The sequence below is a fragment of the Arthrobacter sp. LjRoot14 genome, from assembly GCF_964253905.1.
Lineage (GTDB): Bacteria > Actinomycetota > Actinomycetes > Actinomycetales > Micrococcaceae > Arthrobacter.
The window spans coordinates 3,756,215-3,770,728 of the sequence record NZ_CAXURL020000001.1 but is presented as its reverse complement, the minus strand read 5'-3'; the positions used below and the strand labels follow the sequence as shown (position 1 = coordinate 3,770,728).

The 14,514-nt window shown below is 65.6% G+C and carries 15 protein-coding genes; 8 read left to right on the top strand and 7 right to left on the bottom strand.

Annotation, left to right across the window (positions count from 1 at the left end):
- A complete protein-coding gene (locus ACSQ12_RS17075; protein ID WP_436066207.1) occupies window positions 1–942 on the bottom strand; it encodes a hypothetical protein in 942 nt (313 codons plus the stop codon).
- A gap of 290 nt (window positions 943–1,232) precedes the next feature.
- On the bottom strand, window positions 1,233–1,697 hold the full coding sequence (locus tag ACSQ12_RS17070; protein WP_436066206.1) for a PLDc N-terminal domain-containing protein: 465 nt from the start codon (window positions 1,695–1,697) through the stop codon (window positions 1,233–1,235).
- Between the two features lie 60 nt (window positions 1,698–1,757).
- Between ACSQ12_RS17070 and ACSQ12_RS17065 the strand changes: the two genes are divergently transcribed.
- On the top strand, window positions 1,758–2,072 hold the full coding sequence (locus tag ACSQ12_RS17065) for a DUF4229 domain-containing protein (RefSeq protein ID WP_209748184.1): 315 nt from the start codon (window positions 1,758–1,760) through the stop codon (window positions 2,070–2,072).
- Window positions 2,073–2,074: 2 nt separating this feature from the next.
- Here ACSQ12_RS17065 and ACSQ12_RS17060 read toward each other — a convergent pair whose 3' ends face one another.
- Genes ACSQ12_RS17060 through ACSQ12_RS17045 form a run of 4 tightly spaced genes read right to left on the bottom strand, consistent with a single transcriptional unit; the run spans window position 2,075 to window position 5,600 of the window.
- Window positions 2,075–2,956 (bottom strand): 1,4-dihydroxy-2-naphthoate polyprenyltransferase, encoded by an 882-nt coding sequence (locus ACSQ12_RS17060; RefSeq protein WP_436066205.1) that lies wholly within the window; start codon window positions 2,954–2,956, stop codon window positions 2,075–2,077.
- A gap of 51 nt (window positions 2,957–3,007) precedes the next feature.
- Window positions 3,008–4,156 carry an AMP-binding protein gene (locus ACSQ12_RS17055; protein ID WP_436066204.1) on the bottom strand — a complete coding sequence of 383 codons (1,149 nt, stop codon included), beginning with the start codon at window positions 4,154–4,156 and terminating at the stop codon, window positions 3,008–3,010.
- Window positions 4,157–4,184: 28 nt separating this feature from the next.
- Window positions 4,185–5,138 carry a 1,4-dihydroxy-2-naphthoyl-CoA synthase gene (locus tag ACSQ12_RS17050; RefSeq protein ID WP_209742597.1) on the bottom strand — a complete coding sequence of 318 codons (954 nt, stop codon included), beginning with the start codon at window positions 5,136–5,138 and terminating at the stop codon, window positions 4,185–4,187.
- A 21-nt stretch (window positions 5,139–5,159) separates the two neighbouring features.
- Window positions 5,160–5,600 (bottom strand): VOC family protein, encoded by a 441-nt coding sequence (locus ACSQ12_RS17045; RefSeq protein ID WP_436066203.1) that lies wholly within the window; start codon window positions 5,598–5,600, stop codon window positions 5,160–5,162.
- Window positions 5,601–5,862: 262 nt separating this feature from the next.
- On the opposite strand from ACSQ12_RS17045, the gene ACSQ12_RS17040 reads away from it, so the two are divergent.
- From ACSQ12_RS17040 to ACSQ12_RS17025, 4 genes are read left to right on the top strand one after another with little or no spacing between them, the layout of a single operon-like run.
- Window positions 5,863–7,134: an ABC transporter substrate-binding protein gene (locus tag ACSQ12_RS17040; protein WP_209742599.1), complete on the top strand. Its 1,272-nt coding sequence runs from the start codon at window positions 5,863–5,865 to the stop codon at window positions 7,132–7,134.
- 3 nt (window positions 7,135–7,137) lie between these two features.
- The gene (locus tag ACSQ12_RS17035; protein WP_436066202.1) at window positions 7,138–8,082 is read left to right on the top strand and encodes a carbohydrate ABC transporter permease; all 945 of its coding nucleotides are present in this window, start codon (window positions 7,138–7,140) and stop codon (window positions 8,080–8,082) included.
- Between the two features lie 4 nt (window positions 8,083–8,086).
- On the top strand, window positions 8,087–9,004 hold the full coding sequence (locus ACSQ12_RS17030) for a carbohydrate ABC transporter permease (protein ID WP_436066201.1): 918 nt from the start codon (window positions 8,087–8,089) through the stop codon (window positions 9,002–9,004).
- Window positions 9,005–9,032: 28 nt separating this feature from the next.
- Complete coding sequence (locus ACSQ12_RS17025; protein WP_436066200.1) at window positions 9,033–10,796, top strand: hypothetical protein; 1,764 nt, start codon at window positions 9,033–9,035, stop codon at window positions 10,794–10,796.
- On the opposite strand, the gene ACSQ12_RS17020 is transcribed toward ACSQ12_RS17025, so the two are convergent.
- Entirely contained in the window at window positions 10,793–11,554 is a 762-nt protein-coding gene (locus ACSQ12_RS17020) for a CPBP family intramembrane glutamic endopeptidase (protein WP_436066199.1), read from the bottom strand. The two genes, ACSQ12_RS17025 and ACSQ12_RS17020, sit on opposite strands and share 4 nt — an antisense overlap.
- A gap of 138 nt (window positions 11,555–11,692) precedes the next feature.
- Here ACSQ12_RS17020 and ACSQ12_RS17015 point away from each other — a divergent pair, with 138 nt between their 5' ends.
- The 3 genes from ACSQ12_RS17015 to ACSQ12_RS17005 are packed head-to-tail and all read left to right on the top strand — an operon-like array spanning window position 11,693 to window position 14,325.
- Window positions 11,693–12,661 (top strand): metal ABC transporter substrate-binding protein, encoded by a 969-nt coding sequence (locus tag ACSQ12_RS17015; protein ID WP_436066198.1) that lies wholly within the window; start codon window positions 11,693–11,695, stop codon window positions 12,659–12,661.
- Complete coding sequence (locus tag ACSQ12_RS17010; protein ID WP_436066197.1) at window positions 12,658–13,446, top strand: metal ABC transporter ATP-binding protein; 789 nt, start codon at window positions 12,658–12,660, stop codon at window positions 13,444–13,446. The genes ACSQ12_RS17015 and ACSQ12_RS17010 overlap by 4 nt, the downstream gene beginning before the upstream one ends.
- Window positions 13,447–13,449: 3 nt before the next feature.
- Window positions 13,450–14,325: a metal ABC transporter permease gene (locus ACSQ12_RS17005; RefSeq protein ID WP_436066196.1), complete on the top strand. Its 876-nt coding sequence runs from the start codon at window positions 13,450–13,452 to the stop codon at window positions 14,323–14,325.
- Window positions 14,326–14,514: the final 189 nt, after the last annotated feature.

The window sequence follows — 14,514 nt, the reverse complement described above, 5'->3', positions numbered from 1 at the left end:
TCAACGACGACGACGGCGGGCCGGTTCCGGTGTCCACCCCTGATCCGCGACCGCTTTGCGGACCCGGGTGACGGCGCGCGGCTCCATGCCGGGCGCGGGCACGTCGAGGTCCGCCTGGGTCAACACCACCACCCGCCAACCTGCCTCACGCGCATTCTCGTCGCGGAAGATATCACTCCGTCGCTGGACAGCCGAGGCGTGATGCGCGCCGTCGTACTGGATGGCCACCCTCTCGCGCTCATAGGACATATCCGGGTCCTGGATCCACCGGCCCATTTCATCGAACATGGGTACGTTGACGGCAGGCTCGGGAAGGCCGTAGCGGCGCAGCAGCAGCCTGACTTCCGTCTCCTTGGCCGAGTCTGTGTTGGCCCGCAACAGGACACGGGCCCGCATGGCCTTACGGTAGCCGGGCCTGGCCGCCTTGGCAGCCAGGAAGCCGTCCAGCTCGGCAAGGGTGGACAGCGGATTCCTCCGCCGGAGCAGGAAATCACCGGCGACTACCAGGTCCTCGAGCTCAAGCATTCCGGCAAGGTCGAACCAGGTTCGCAGGGGAGAGGTGCATTGCACGAGTCTTCCCGCTGTGATTTCCGCGGGTTCCAGATCCAGTTGGTGGCCGATAACTCCCGTGCGCCGGGGGGCCCGCCTGCCCGCGGGTACGGTCAGGTGGATCTCGTCCCTGTTTCGGCAGGCCAAGGGCAAGGGAAATCCCCAGAGCAGCGCCGCCGAGAGATGGCTGACAATTGCACCCGTGACTGCGCCGACGGCAGCGACGCGAAGCAGCAGGGTTTCCTCTGCTGCTGCCAAAACACGTGCCCCGGTGCAGGGCCGCATCAGGTCGCCAGCGCGTAAGCGGCGCCGTGTCAGGCCTGCTGACCGGGCCTGCTCCAGGGTGAAGGGCCGGTGGCGGAGGGCCTCGGGGAGCTCTGGTGGACGGCGCATAGGAGCATTGTGTCCCGGCGGGGTGCGGGTATAGCGGTTATCCACAATCCGACGTCGATGTGGAGGACAAGTGAGGGTCCGGAATGTTTGTGCGGGCGGGCCATGCGCCGCCTTCTACTTGCGCCGCTCCATGACCTGCGACGCTCCATGACCTGGCCCTTTGCCACTTTTGGCCGCTCTGCGCGGGGTTTAGCGGCCACAATCGGCAAATCGGTGAGGAGCCGCGGGCTGGAGGCGTGGCCCGGCAACGGTGTGAGGGCCGCGGGGCACGGGGGCGACCGGGGAAGAACTTACTTGACCTCGTCGGTGCCGTGCGCGTCGGTCTCGGGGTGGTGTGATTCTTCGGGGTGGTTGTCGCCACGGTGGTTGCCGTTCGGCTTTCCCTTGCCCTCAGCCGTGCCCGTACCGGAGGCGCTTCCGTTGGCCTTGCGTTCCTTGGCCTGGAGCTCTTCCTTGAGCTTCTTCAGGCGGTCGGCTTCAGCCTGGTTGCGGCGGCGGATTTCCAGGTTGCGCAGGAAGTCGGGGTCATCATCCGGTGCCGTCATGTGGCTGTAGGACTGCGGGGCGGGGCGGCTTCCGCGCGGCCGTCCGATGATGAACCACAGTGCCGCTCCCACCACGGGAAGGACAACCATGACGACGATCCAGGCTGTCTTGGAGATGCCCCTGGTGAGGTTCTTATCAGTCCGGATCACGTCCACGAGGCCATAGACGAATATGGCAAGAACGGCAACGGCGACCAATACACGGGGCATACCACCAGTCTACCGTCAGGGGCGCAGGCGCCGGACGGCTAAACTTGGACTGTGGCCTTTATGAAATACTCCCTGATCCGACTGGCACTCTTTGTGCCGCTGTTCGTGCTGTTCAGCGTCCTCCAGATCGGCATCCTGCTTGCCGCAGTGTGCGCCGGCCTGATCGCCTTTGCCATCAGCTACCTGTTCTTCCAGAAGCAGCGTGACGCCGCTACGGCCACCTTGCACGAGCGGTTCTCCGGCCGGGCCAAGCCCATTCGCAGCGCCGGAGAGGTTGAAGACGCAGACGCCGAGGACACCCTGGTGGACGCAAACCCGGACATCACCGTCCGTTCCGAAATCCCCCGCACGGAAGCGCCCCGCACGGAAGCCTGACCCTAGAGGCCGTGGCTGAGTACGAGGCCCAGGGAAAACAGCACGCTGTAGCCCAGGTTGATCAGGCCCGTCTGCTTCAGGACCGGGATGAGGCTCTTGCGCTTCCGGCCGTTGATCATCAGCCATGACGGCATCAGGCTGGCGGGTATCAGCAGCAGCACAATGAGCATCCACGGACGCCCGGGTGCCAGGACCACGACCAGCAGGATGGCGACGGCTAGCATCAGGACGTAGCTTTCGCGGGCGTGCTTGTCGCCCAGCCGCACGGCCAGGGTTTTCTTGCCCGCTTGCATGTCCGTGGGGATGTCCCGGACGTTGTTTGCCATCAGGAGCGCGCAGGCGATCAGCCCGGTGCCGATCGCGCCGATGACGGCAGGCAAGCTGATCTGTCCCGCCTGCGTGTAGGTGGTGCCGAGGGTGGCCACCAGGCCGAAGAACACAAACACGAACACGTCGCCCAGGCCCATGTAGCCGTACGGGTTCTTGCCGCCGGTGTACCCCCAGGCCGCCAGGACGCAACCGAGACCCACCAGGATCAGCCACCATGCCTGCGTGATGAGCACCAGCACCAGGCCGAACAGCATCGCCAGCCCGAACGCGGCGAACGCGGCGCGCTTCACCATCTCCGGCTTCGCAGCGCCGGAGCCCACCAGGCGGAGCGGGCCCACGCGGTCCTCGTCCGTGCCCCGGATGCCGTCCGAGTAGTCGTTGGCGTAGTTCACGCCCACCTGCAGCAGCAGGGCCACCAGCGCGGCCAGGATGGCGTTGACGGGCTTGAACGCGTCCATCTCGAAGGCCGCGGCAGTGCCGATCAGGACCGGTGCGATGGCAGCCGGCAGGGTGCGCGGTCGGGCGCCTTGGATCCATTGTGCGGCTGTGGCCACGGTCAGTACTCCGATTGGTTCGTTGTTCGGTTCAGCTTGGGAAGCGCTTTTCTATTTTCCCTGATGCAGTGCGTCCAGCAGAACGGTCATGCCGAGGCGGTCCGGTTTGCCGTTGGGCAGCATCATGAGTTCCCCGGCAGCCAGGACGGTTTTGGGCGCCAGGGCGCCCAGTGCATCGTGCCGCCGCGCGGTGAAGCCTTTGATGCCGGCGGGCGTGGCGTCGTCCACGGCGACGTAGGCGGCCACGGCCTGGCCCCACTCCGCCGAGGGCACGCCGGCCACAAAAGCCGCCAGCACGCCGTCGAGCTTTTCCAGCTCGGCCTGCACGTGCGTGGCGGAAACTTTCACGCCTCCGGTGATAATGACGTCGTCAGCGCGGCCCAGCACGGTGAGCTTGCCGGTGGCGTCGACGGAGCCGAGGTCGCTGGTGCGGTACCAGCGGACGCCGTCCTCCTCGAAGAAGGCGTCTGCGGTGAGGCCGGGCTCGTCGAGGTATCCGGCGGCGAGGGTGGCGCCGCCCAGCAGGATCCGGCCGTCCCCGTCCACCCGGGCCAGCACGTCCTCGAGCGGGAAGCCGTCGTAAACGCAGCCGCCGCAGGTTTCCGCGGAGCCGTAGGTGGTGATCACCCGGGCGCCGGCGTCGCGGGCAGCGGCCAGCAGCTCGGGCGAGGCGGGCCCGCCGCCCAGCAGGATTCCGTTGAACCGGCGCAGGACGGCCAGCGTCTCGGCCGACGGCGAATCCAGCAGCCGCTGCAGCTGGGTGGGCACCAGCGAAGTGAAACGGATCTTGTCCGTGAGCTCCTGCGCCGCCGCGGTGAAGGCCTCCGGGGTGAATCCGTCCGAGAGGTCCATGGCCCACGGCCGGGTCCCGGCAAAGAGCGAACGGACCAGCACCTGCACCCCGGCCACGTACTGCAGGGGGAGGGCGAGCAGCCACTGGCCCTCGCCCTTGAGCGCGAACGCGGTGGCCACCGAGGACGCCGCCAGGGCGTCCACGGTGAGGACCGTCGCCTTGGGCGCACCCGTGGAACCGGAGGTGCGCACCACCACGGCGGCGTCGTCGAAGCCCGGCGTTTCCACAGCGGAGACCACAACGTTGCCGTCAGCGTCGGCGGAAAGTTCGACGGCGGGGCCCTCGCCATGGAGGGCGTCCGCCAGCGCCTTGAGCGCGGGTTCGATGTTCGGGGGCTGGGAAGTCACAGGGTGCTGCCTTCGTCAGTAGGGCGGGCTAGAAGTAGTACGGGAACTGCGACCAGTCGGGATCGCGCTTCTCGAGGAAGGCTTCCTTGCCCTCCACGGCCTCGTCGGTCATGTAGGCCAGCCGGGTGGCTTCGCCGGCGAACACCTGCTGCCCGGCCAGGCCGTCGTCGGCCAGGTTGAAGGCGAACTTGAGCATCCGGATGGCCTGCGGCGACTGCCGGGCGATGTCCGCCGCGTACTCCAGGGCCACGTCCTCGAGCCGTTCGTGGTCCACGGCCTCGTTCACGGCGCCCATCCGCACCATGTCCTCGGCCGAGTATTCGCGGGCCAGGAAGAAGATTTCCCGCGCGGCCTTCTGGCCGATCTGGCGGGCCAGCAGGGCGGAACCGTAGCCGGCGTCGAAACTTCCCACGGTGGCGTCCGTCTGCTTGAACTTGCCGTGCTGGCGGGAGGCAATGGTCAGGTCGGAAACCACGTGCAGCGAGTGCCCGCCGCCGGCGGCCCAGCCGTTCACGACGGCGATGACCACCTTGGGCATGGTGCGCATGAGCCGCTGGACTTCCAGGATGTGGAGCCGGCCGGCGCGGGCAGGATCGATGGTCTCCTTGGTCTCGCCCTCTGCATAGCGGTAGCCGTCCCGCCCGCGGATCCGCTGGTCACCACCGGAGCAGAAAGAGTGCCCGCCGTCCTTGGGCGAGGGCCCGTTGCCGGTGAGCAGCACGGTGGCCACATTGGGGGTCATCCGGGCGTGGTCCATGGCGCGGTAGAGCTCGTCCACCGTGCCGGGGCGGAAGGCGTTCCGGACCTCCGGGCGGTTGAAGGCAATGCGGACCGTGGGGAGGTCCCGCAACACTGCGCCGTCCGAATCCCGCTCCACCTGCCGGTGGTACGTCATGTCCTGGAAGTCGTCAAAACCGGCCACGGTGCGCCACCGGGTGGGGTCAAAGACGTCGGATACCTTGGCTGGGAATACGTTGCTCACAGACCGAGTCTAGTAATCGCCTCAGCTGATGCAGAACTCGTTGCCTTCCGGATCCGCCATGGTGTGCCACGAATGCGGTCCCTGGCTGGCGCTCCAGAGGAACGTTGCACCCCGCGCTTCGAGCTCCTGGCGGGCCACGTCCTTGTCCTTGCCTTCAAGGCGGACGTCCCAGTGCACGCGGTTCTTGACGGTCTTTTCCTCCGGTGCGATCTGGAAGAGCATGCGGCGTGCGGGCGCCTTGGCGTCGATTTCCTCCACCGGGCGGATGGCCGCGCCGGAAGCCCAGACAAGCTTGCCATGGTGCGACCTGGTCTCCGCTTCGGTGGCATAGCCCTGGTCGATCATGGACCGGATGAACGCCTCGTCCTGGGGCTCCACCGCCCAGTCCAAGGTTTCCGCCCACCAGTCTGCGAGCTCGTGCGGGTTCCTGCAGTCGATTGCTATCTGAATGTTGAGTCCCATTGGTCAAAACTACGACGCCGGCGCCCCCGCGGAAAGGGGGTGGCCGACGGTTCCGGGCCGGCGTACGAAGGCGCAAAGAGGTCCGTGTGCGCGCTCACAAAGTCCGCACGTCGTCTTGACAGATTGTCATGACATAGGTCACAGTTGAGCCGGGAAAGGCTTTTCCTGATGATGTGGCAATGGTGGCCCGAGGGGCTTCGGCCCATCTATCCGTTCGTTCCGGACCTCCGGATCAATCACTCCGCAAAGATAGGACAGACCATTGTCAGAGCAGACAAGACTCTCCAACATCAGCCGCAGGCAGTTCGGACTGACAGCGTTCGGGCTGTCAGCACTTGCAGCCGGGCTCAGTGCGTGCGGAAGTAGCGGCGGGAGCACGGCCGACCCCTCAAAGCCCCTTCAGCTGATTCTTTCCGGTGACACCAACCAGGGCGGTGCCTTTGCCGCCGCCGCCAAGAAGTACAAAGAAGCCACCGGCATCACCATTGAAGTGGTTGACGTCCCTACGGCGGATATCGCCACCAAGCTGAAGAACGCCGCGACGGCCAACGACCTGCCGGCACTGGCGCGGGTCACCAGCATCGACCCGCTCTGGGTGAACCAGCTGCAAGACCTCTCTGACATTGCCAAGTCGCGCAACATCGAAGAGCAATTCCTCCAGGAATCCCCGGACGGCATCCTGCCGGCGATTCCCTCGGACCTCACCGCCGTCGGCCTGTTCGTCAACAAGAGCCTCTTCGAGAAGGCCGGCGTCGCCTTCCCGACCGCCATCGAGAACGCCTGGACCTGGGACGAATTCGTCGCCGCCGTCAATGAGGTCCGCGAGAAGGCCGGCGCCAAGTACGGCGTGGTCATGGACCGTTCGGGCCACCGTGTGCGGGCCATGATGTATGAATTCGGCAGCACCGCGTTCGCCAAGGAAGGCGATAAGTACGCCGCGGATGAGGAAGCCGTGGAAACCCTCGAGTACTTCCGGAAGATCAACGACGACAAGACCATGCCCAAATCAGTCTGGCTCAGCGGCGAGGACGGCAACGCGATGTTCAAGAGCGGCCAGGTGGCTGCCTACTACTCCGGCAGCTGGCAGGTTGCCGACTTCAACAAGAACATCAAGGACTTTGAATGGATGTCCGTGCCGCTGCCCAAGAAGAAGGTCAACGCCACGAACCTCGGCGGCGGCTTCATGGTCGCGTTCAAGGACACCGGACAGGACGCGGAAGCCAAGAAGTTCATCGACTGGTTCTACGATGACGCCAACTACACGGAGTTCGCCAAGCTCGGCGGCTACCTTCCGGTCAAGGAGCTGAAAGTCGAGTATCCGTTCCAGCAGGCCTCCTTCGAGCTGTACCAGAAGCAGATCGCCGGCAACGAAGCCAAGGGGGACAACGCCATCAAGCGCGTGGTTGCCGAGGCCTACGCGGAAACGCCGTTCACCGGAGATCCGCTGCGTGAGGAAACCGTGAAGATGCTCTCCGGCAGCCAGGACGCCAAGACCACGGTGGACAACATCGTGAAGCTCTACAACGGTGCCTGATCAGTGGCTAATCCAACCTTGACCTCCACGGTGGCGCCGGAGAAGCCCGGCACGGGCGCCGTGCGGAGCAAGTCCCAGCAGAAGCGTCACAGCCGCTACGTGATTGCGCCGTTGGTCCTCATCGGCGTCAACGTGGTGCTCTTCCTGGTGTTCTTCGTCTGGCCCGGCGCCCTGGGGCTCATCTATTCCTTTACGGACTACCGCGGAGTCGGCAAGCTCAACTTCATTGGCCTGGCCAACTTCCAGAAACTCTTCGCGGACGGCACCTTCTACGCCGCGCTGACCCGGACCTTCCTCTACACCGTGTTCTCGGTTCCGCTCGTCTACGTGTCTTCCCTCGGAATTGCGGCCCTGCTGGTCAGCAAGGCCGTCAGGGGGCGGACCGCCGCGAAGGTGGTGATCTTCCTTCCCTGGCTGATCTCGCCGATCGTCGTAGGTGTCATCTGGAAGTGGATGTTCGGCCAGGACTTCGGCTTCATCAACTTTGTGATCTCCACAATGGGCGGAAGCCCGGTTCCATGGTCCAGCAACGGGAACCTGGCGCTGATGGTGGTCATCCTTGCCTCGGCCTGGGGCGGAACGGCCTTCAACATGCTGCTGTTCATCGCAGCCCTGAAGAACATTCCGGAAGCGTTGCTGGAGGCTGCCGAACTGGACGGGGCCAACGCCTGGCAGCGGTTCCGCCACGTGACGCTTCCCGGCATCGCCCCCACGTCGTTCATGGTGGTGCTGCTCTCAACCATCCATGCCATGAAGGAGTTCGCAATGATCCAGGCGCTGACCAACGGCGGCCCGGGCACGGAGAACACCCTGATTGTCCAGTACATCTACAAGACCGGCTTTGAGCAGTCCAAGGTGGGCTACGCAAGTGCCGCCTCCATGGTGCTGATGGTGATCCTGCTGGCTATGGCACTCATTCAGCTGCGCTTCAACCGGAAGAAGGGCTGAGCCCATGGCAACAGCTACCAACCTGCCTGCCGATGCCGCCAAGGCACGGGCCAGGGTTTCCCGCCCGGCGGTCCCGCCGCGGGGCAACCGCAAGGCCGGAGGCGACAGGACCAGGATCTCCGCGCCCCTGACCGGCCTGCTGTGGCTCATCGTGGCCATTTACGCGCTGCCCCTCCTGTGGTTCCTCCTCAGCTCGTTCAAACCCGGCAGTGAACTGTTCAGCTATCCACTGTCCATGATTCCCCGCGAGTGGACCTTCCAGGGCTTCGTCGACGCGTGGGAGCGGGTGGATTTTGCGAAGTACTTCCTGAACACGGCAACGGTGGCGCTGGTCACCACCGTGCTCACCGTGTTCTTCAGCGCCTGCACCGGCTATGCCCTGGCGAAGTACAACAACAAGGGCACCCGGCTGTTCTTCGTCTGCATCCTGGCCACCACCATGCTGCCCACCGAGGTGATCCTGAACCCCACGTTCACAGTGATCCGTGACCTGGGCCTCTACAACTCCCTGGCCGGCATCATCGTCCCTTCCGTCCTCACGGCCACGGGCGTCTTTATGTTCCGCCAGTTCTTCCTGACGGTTCCGGATGACCTGCTGCACTCGGCCCGGATCGACGGCGCCAGCGAGCTCACCATCTTCTTCCGGATCATGCTTCCGCTGTCCAGGCCCATCCTGTTCACGCTGGCCATCTTCTCCTTTCAGTGGCGATGGAACGACTACATCTGGCCGCTGATCGTGCTGAACGATCCCAAGTGGTACACCCTCCAGGTGGCGCTGCGGAGCATTGTGGGCGCGGAAAACATCGACTGGCCCGTACTCCTGGGCGCCTCGGTGATTTCCATCCTGCCTCTCGTCCTGGTGTTTTCCGTATTCCAGAAGTACGTCCTCAATGCCGACGTCAGTGCCGGCCTGAAGGACTAGGACCCTGCGCTTTATGAAAGGCGAGACTTTGCCGACAGCATCAACCGACCTCGACTTCAACCGGGCACTCGTGCACGAATCGGACCGTTACGTCCGGGCACTGCTTGAAATGCACGACGGCGACGTTGCGGCGCTTCCGCACCGCGCTGCCATGAGCCGGCTGCTGGCCCTGGTGACGGTCTACACGGAACCGGGATCGGAGCACCGGGGTTCAGCGGAGCTACCGGCTGCCATGGCCGGTTGCGTCGCCCGCCTGGAGCACCTGCAGGGACCCGGTGGCCTGTTAGACGGCACCAACCTGAGCTCGCCGCCGGACTCCGCGTTCACCATCAATGATGCCTGCATGGCGCTGGAAATCCTGGCCTCCGCCGGAGGCGAGGGGCCCGCCGACGCGCTCGCGGATGTCGGACGCCGGCTGCGTGCCGTCGTCGAACGCATCAGCGATGCGCTGGTCGCCGGGGGAGTGCATACGCCCAACCACCGCTGGGAGCTCTGCGCGGCACTTGCCAGGATCCATTCGCTTCAGGAGCGCGAGGGCCGGCCCCGGCCGGGGATAGCGGAACGCATCGGGCAGTGGCTTGCCGAGGGCGTGGACCAGTTGCCGGACGGCATGTATTCCGAACGGAGTCCGCTGTACGCCACGGCCGTCAGCAATCCGTCGCTGCTGGCCATTGCCGACTACGCCGACCGGCCCGAGCTGCTGGAGCACGTCCGCCTTAACCTGGAGGCCTTCCTGCCGTGGTTCAACCCGGACGGCACCGTTGAGTCCCTGTTCTCCCGGCGGCAGGACCAGTGGGCCGCGTTCAACGGCGAGGCCTTCCAGCTGCTGTACCGCCGGCTGGCGAACCAGGACGGGCGGGAAGACTTTGCCGCCGCGGCAGCCTGGTTGCAGCAGTTTCCGCTGTTGGAACCGGCCACGGCGCTTGCCAGGACGCGGCTTGATCCGTGGCTGCCGCAGGAGCTTCCAGGCGGCGCCGCTTCTCGTTACCCGGGCAGCGGGCTCCCTGCTGCAATGTCACCTGAGCGCGCAGAGCTCCGGACGTGCGGGATCCACCGGTTCCACGGATCCGGAAAAATCGTCACGGTCTACGGCGGCTGCGATGAACTCGTTCCGGGCGTGGTCTCCGGGCTGTCCAGCAACCCCACGTTCGTTCGATACGCCCATGGCGGCGCGGTCCTCAGCGACGTCAGGTTGTCACGCAGCTTCTTCGACCTCGGTCCGTTCAGGAGCCAGGAGACCGTCAATAACGGCACCGGAGTGTCCCTCTCCGAAACGGTGGAAGCCAACTTCTACCTCCCTCTCCCGCCGGAGAAGCGACGGGCGGACGGCATCTACGCACTCGAACACGAGGGCCGGTTCAGTGCCAGTATGGATTTCAGCTGCCGGCCGACGGTTGTCCACCGCCTGAAGACGGACGTTTCGGTTCATGTTTCAGGGTCCGAGGCGGCCGTGGAAGTACACTTCGACGGCGCGGACACGTCCTTCGCGCTGGAACTGACCTTCCGTCCCGGCGGTGTGCTGGAGGGCGTGGAGCCGTTGGCGGTCCCGGGAACCTTCCAGCTGACGGGCCGGACAGGCCGATACACCGTGGGCGGGGATGCCATTGAGTTCGGTCCGGGAACCCCGCAAGACGCTGACTCCCCCGCGGGCTACAACCCGGGGGAGGGGTACCGGTATCTCGGGGGAACCAACGCCACGGAGGGATTGAAGGTGTACATCACCGGCCGCACCGCCGGCCCGCACCGGCTCACCCTGCGCGGGGTGTCCGGAGACGCTGCGGCGGACGACTAAGGCTGGACCTGCTGCAGCTGTTCCATCAGTTCGGGCGGGATGGCGTAGATGAACACCACGGCCAGCAGGTTCTTTGCGGCGTGGACAAAGTAGGAGAACATCAGGTTCTTCCCGGTCCACACGTAGACGAAAACCAGGGTGGCGCCCATGGCGAGGTATGGCATCAGCACGGGCAGGGTCAGGGTTTCCTGGCCCACGATGTGCAATGCCGCGAAGAGGAAAGTGGACAGGACACAGCACACCCAGATGTTCACCCGCCGGCTCAGCTTGCCGATCAGCAGGTGGCGGAAGATGTACTCCTCCACGAACGGGCCCACAATGACCAGCAGGGGCACGATCAGCCACGGCGGAACCTGCTGGACGAGTGCCTGCACGTTGGCCTGGTTGGCAGAGCCCTGCACGGGCCCGGTAAGCGCCACCAGGATGGCTGTCAGGATCAGCATGGCCACCACTGCCACCGGAATCATGATGAGTGTGAACCAGGGCCTGGTGGCCAGCACCCGCAGGTCGCGGGAGGCAACGCGGCGGGCGGCGGCCACGGCCAGGATGCCCACGCCGCCGTAGAACAGCAGGTTGACCGAGTACACGGCCGTGGTGGGGTCCGGGGACAGCTGGAGCAGCAGCGGCTGCAGCAGCGGGCCCGCAACGGCAAAGAGCACCGCGACGGCCACGTACAGCCCCACGGTGGTGTAATCGAGCGCAGAGAAACGGTAGAGCTCCGGCTGTGGCGCCGGGGAATTGCGGACAGCTGTTCCCATGGGTCCAGCCTAGCTTCCCCAACTGACTGGCAGCTGACGTCGTGAAAACGGCTAATGGCGACGTTAAGTGCGAGTCAGTTGGGTGGGGCGGGATCCCCGCGTTGCAGCGGACTTACGGCGCCGGGTAGAATGTTCGGTATGCCTAAATTTCTGTTTCGGTGCGCCAAAGTAGTCCGCCGAACCGGGGTCCTTCGCTCTGCTGGAGCCGCCGTCGTCGCCCTTTCCCTGTGCCTGTCCCTCGCCGCGTGCGGGGGTACCGCCCCTGGCCAGGGGCCCGGGGATGAGAAGCCCGTCGTGCTGACCACCTTCACCGTGTTGGCCGACGTGGCGCAGAACGTGGCAGGGGACAAGCTGCAGGTCGAATCCATTACCAAGGCCGGCGCCGAAATCCACGGCTACGAGCCGACGCCCGGGGACATCCGGAAGGCCTCCAAGGCGGACCTGATCCTGGACAACGGCCTGAACCTGGAAGCCTGGTTTGCCCAGTTCGTCGAGGGCCTGGATGTTCCGCACGCGGTGGTGAGCGAGGGGGTGCAGGTGATGTCCATCAGCGAGGACTCCTACCAGGGCAAGCCGAACCCGCACGCGTGGATGTCGCCGGTGAACGTGCAGATCTACGTGGACAACATGGTGAAGGCCTTCTCCCGGCTCGATCCGGACAACGCGTCCACCTTCGAAGCCAACGGTGCGGCTTACAAGGCCAAGCTGCAGGCCGTCAAGGACGAGATGGTGCAGAAGCTCGCAACCGTCCCCGAGGCCCAGCGTGCCCTGGTGACCTGCGAAGGCGCCTTCTCCTACCTGACGCGCGACGCCGGCCTCAAGGAGGTCTACATCTGGGCCGTCAACGCCGAGCAGCAGGCCACGCCGCAGCAGATCGCCCGGGCCATCGAATTCGTCAAGGCCAACAAGGTCCCGGCCGTCTTCTGCGAGTCCACGGTGTCCGACGCCCCCATGCGCCAGGTGGTGGGAGCCACGGGAGCGAAATTCGGCGGGGTGCTCTACGTCGATTCCCTGTCCGAGGCGGATGGTCCCGTGCCCACGTACCTGGACCTGATCCGGCACGACTCCAGGATCATCACCGAAGCACTGGCGGGGGCGGCATCATGAGCAGCCCGGCCATCCTGGTTGAAAACGTCACGGTCCATTACGGGGAGGTCCTCGCGCTGGACTCCGCGTCCCTGACCCTGGACGCCGCCCGAATCTGCGGCCTGATCGGCATGAACGGCTCCGGCAAGTCCACGCTGTTCAAGGTGATCATGGGAATGATCAAGCCCGACGCCGGCCGCGTCCTCATCAACGGAGCGTCACCGGCCAAGGCCCGCAAGGAGGGGGGAATCGGCTACGTCCCGCAAAGCGAAGACGTGGACTGGCAGTTCCCGCTGTCCGTCCGCGACGTGGTGATGATGGGCCGCTACGGGCATCAGGGCTTCACCCGCCGCCCCTCCAAGGCCGACCGCGAAGCCGTCGACCTTGCGCTGGACCGGGTGGAACTGTCCGAGTTCGCGAACCGGCAGATCGGCCAGCTGTCCGGCGGCCAGAAGAAGCGCGCGTTCGTGGCGCGCGGCATTGCCCAGGGTGCCACCATGATGCTCCTGGACGAGCCGTTCGCCGGCGTGGACAAGCGCTCCGAAGCCACCATCACGCGCCTGCTGAAGGAACTCGCCGCGGACGGCTGCACCATCCTTATCTCCACCCACGATCTCCACGCCCTGCCGCAGCTCTGCGACGAGGCGGTGCTGCTGATGCGCAAGGTCCTCATGCACGGCCCGCCCGAGGTGGTGCTGCAGCCGGAGCACCTGGCCATGGCCTTCGGCCTCGACGTCCTCAACCGGAACCTTCCAGCCAAGGACCTTCAAGCCACGGACCTTTCCCAGCAACAGGGCAGGAATTAAGCCATGGACCTCTTCGACATCGTACTGGAACCCTTGAGCTACGACTTCATGGTGCGTGCCATCATCACCACTGCGCTCGCCGCCGTCGTCTGCGCCGTGCTGAGCTGCTGGCTGGTGCTGATCGGCTGGTCGCTTATGGGCGACGCCGTCTCCCATGCCGTGCTGCCCGGCGTCGTGCTGGCCTATATCGTCGGGGCGCCGTTCGCGCTCGGGGCGCTGGTCTTCGCCCTGATCGCCGTCACCCTGATCGGGGTGGTCCGGAACACCAGCCGGGTCAAGGAGGACGCTGCGATCGGCATCGTCTTCAGCTCGCTGTTCGCCCTGGGCCTGGTGCTCATCTCCGTCACGCCGAGCCAGACCGACCTCAACCACATCATCTTCGGCAACCTGCTGGGCGTCAGCATTCCGGACCTCATCCAGGTGCTGGTGCTGGGCGTGGTGGCGTTCGCCATCCTGATCCTCAAGCGCCGGGACCTTACTCTGTACGCCTTCGACCCCACGCACGCCCACGCCATCGGCCTGTCGCCGAAGCGGCTGGGGGCGCTGCTGCTGGGCCTGCTGGCGCTGACCTCGGTGGTGGCCCTGCAGACCGTGGGCGTGGTGCTGGTGGTGGCGATGCTGATCATCCCCGGAGCCACGGCATACCTGCTGACGGACCGCTTCTCCCGCATGCTGGTGATCGCACCCGTGATCTCGGCGGTGTGCTCGATCGCCGGCATCTACCTGAGCTACTACCTGGACACCGCCTCGGGCGCGATGGTGGTGCTCACCCAGGGTGTGGTGTTCGCCGCCGTCTACCTCTTCAGCCCGCGGCAGGGGCTGATCGGCACCCGTCTGGCGAAGGCCCGCCGCAGGAAAGCGGTGGCACTCGCCGTTTGACCTTCACCGCTTGGGAAGCAAATGTCCGACGGCGGCACGCCGCTTCGGCGGGAATGCCGGCGGCAACGCCCGCCGGACTGTGCACGCTTGACGTTGGGCCCCGGGCCGGGCAGGCTGGACGGATGAAGTCCTAAGAAGCAGCGCCGGAACGCTGCATGGCATCACGCTGTGCACCGGCCGGACAGGCGC

Bases quoted from the DNA above. Each gene is read 5' to 3' on its own strand.
- ACSQ12_RS17075 (WP_436066207.1), bottom strand. From the start codon at position 942: ATGCGCCGTCCACCAGAGCTCCCCGAGGCCCTCCGCCACCGGCCCTTC.
- ACSQ12_RS17070 (WP_436066206.1), bottom strand. From the start codon at position 1,697: ATGCCCCGTGTATTGGTCGCCGTTGCCGTTCTTGCCATATTCGTCTAT.
- ACSQ12_RS17065 (WP_209748184.1), top strand. From the start codon at position 1,758: ATGAAATACTCCCTGATCCGACTGGCACTCTTTGTGCCGCTGTTCGTG.
- ACSQ12_RS17045 (WP_436066203.1), bottom strand. From the start codon at position 5,600: ATGGGACTCAACATTCAGATAGCAATCGACTGCAGGAACCCGCACGAG.
- ACSQ12_RS17030 (WP_436066201.1), top strand. From the start codon at position 8,087: ATGGCAACAGCTACCAACCTGCCTGCCGATGCCGCCAAGGCACGGGCC.
- ACSQ12_RS17020 (WP_436066199.1), bottom strand. From the start codon at position 11,554: ATGGGAACAGCTGTCCGCAATTCCCCGGCGCCACAGCCGGAGCTCTAC.
- ACSQ12_RS17015 (WP_436066198.1), top strand. From the start codon at position 11,693: ATGCCTAAATTTCTGTTTCGGTGCGCCAAAGTAGTCCGCCGAACCGGG.
- ACSQ12_RS17010 (WP_436066197.1), top strand. From the start codon at position 12,658: ATGAGCAGCCCGGCCATCCTGGTTGAAAACGTCACGGTCCATTACGGG.
- ACSQ12_RS17005 (WP_436066196.1), top strand. From the start codon at position 13,450: ATGGACCTCTTCGACATCGTACTGGAACCCTTGAGCTACGACTTCATG.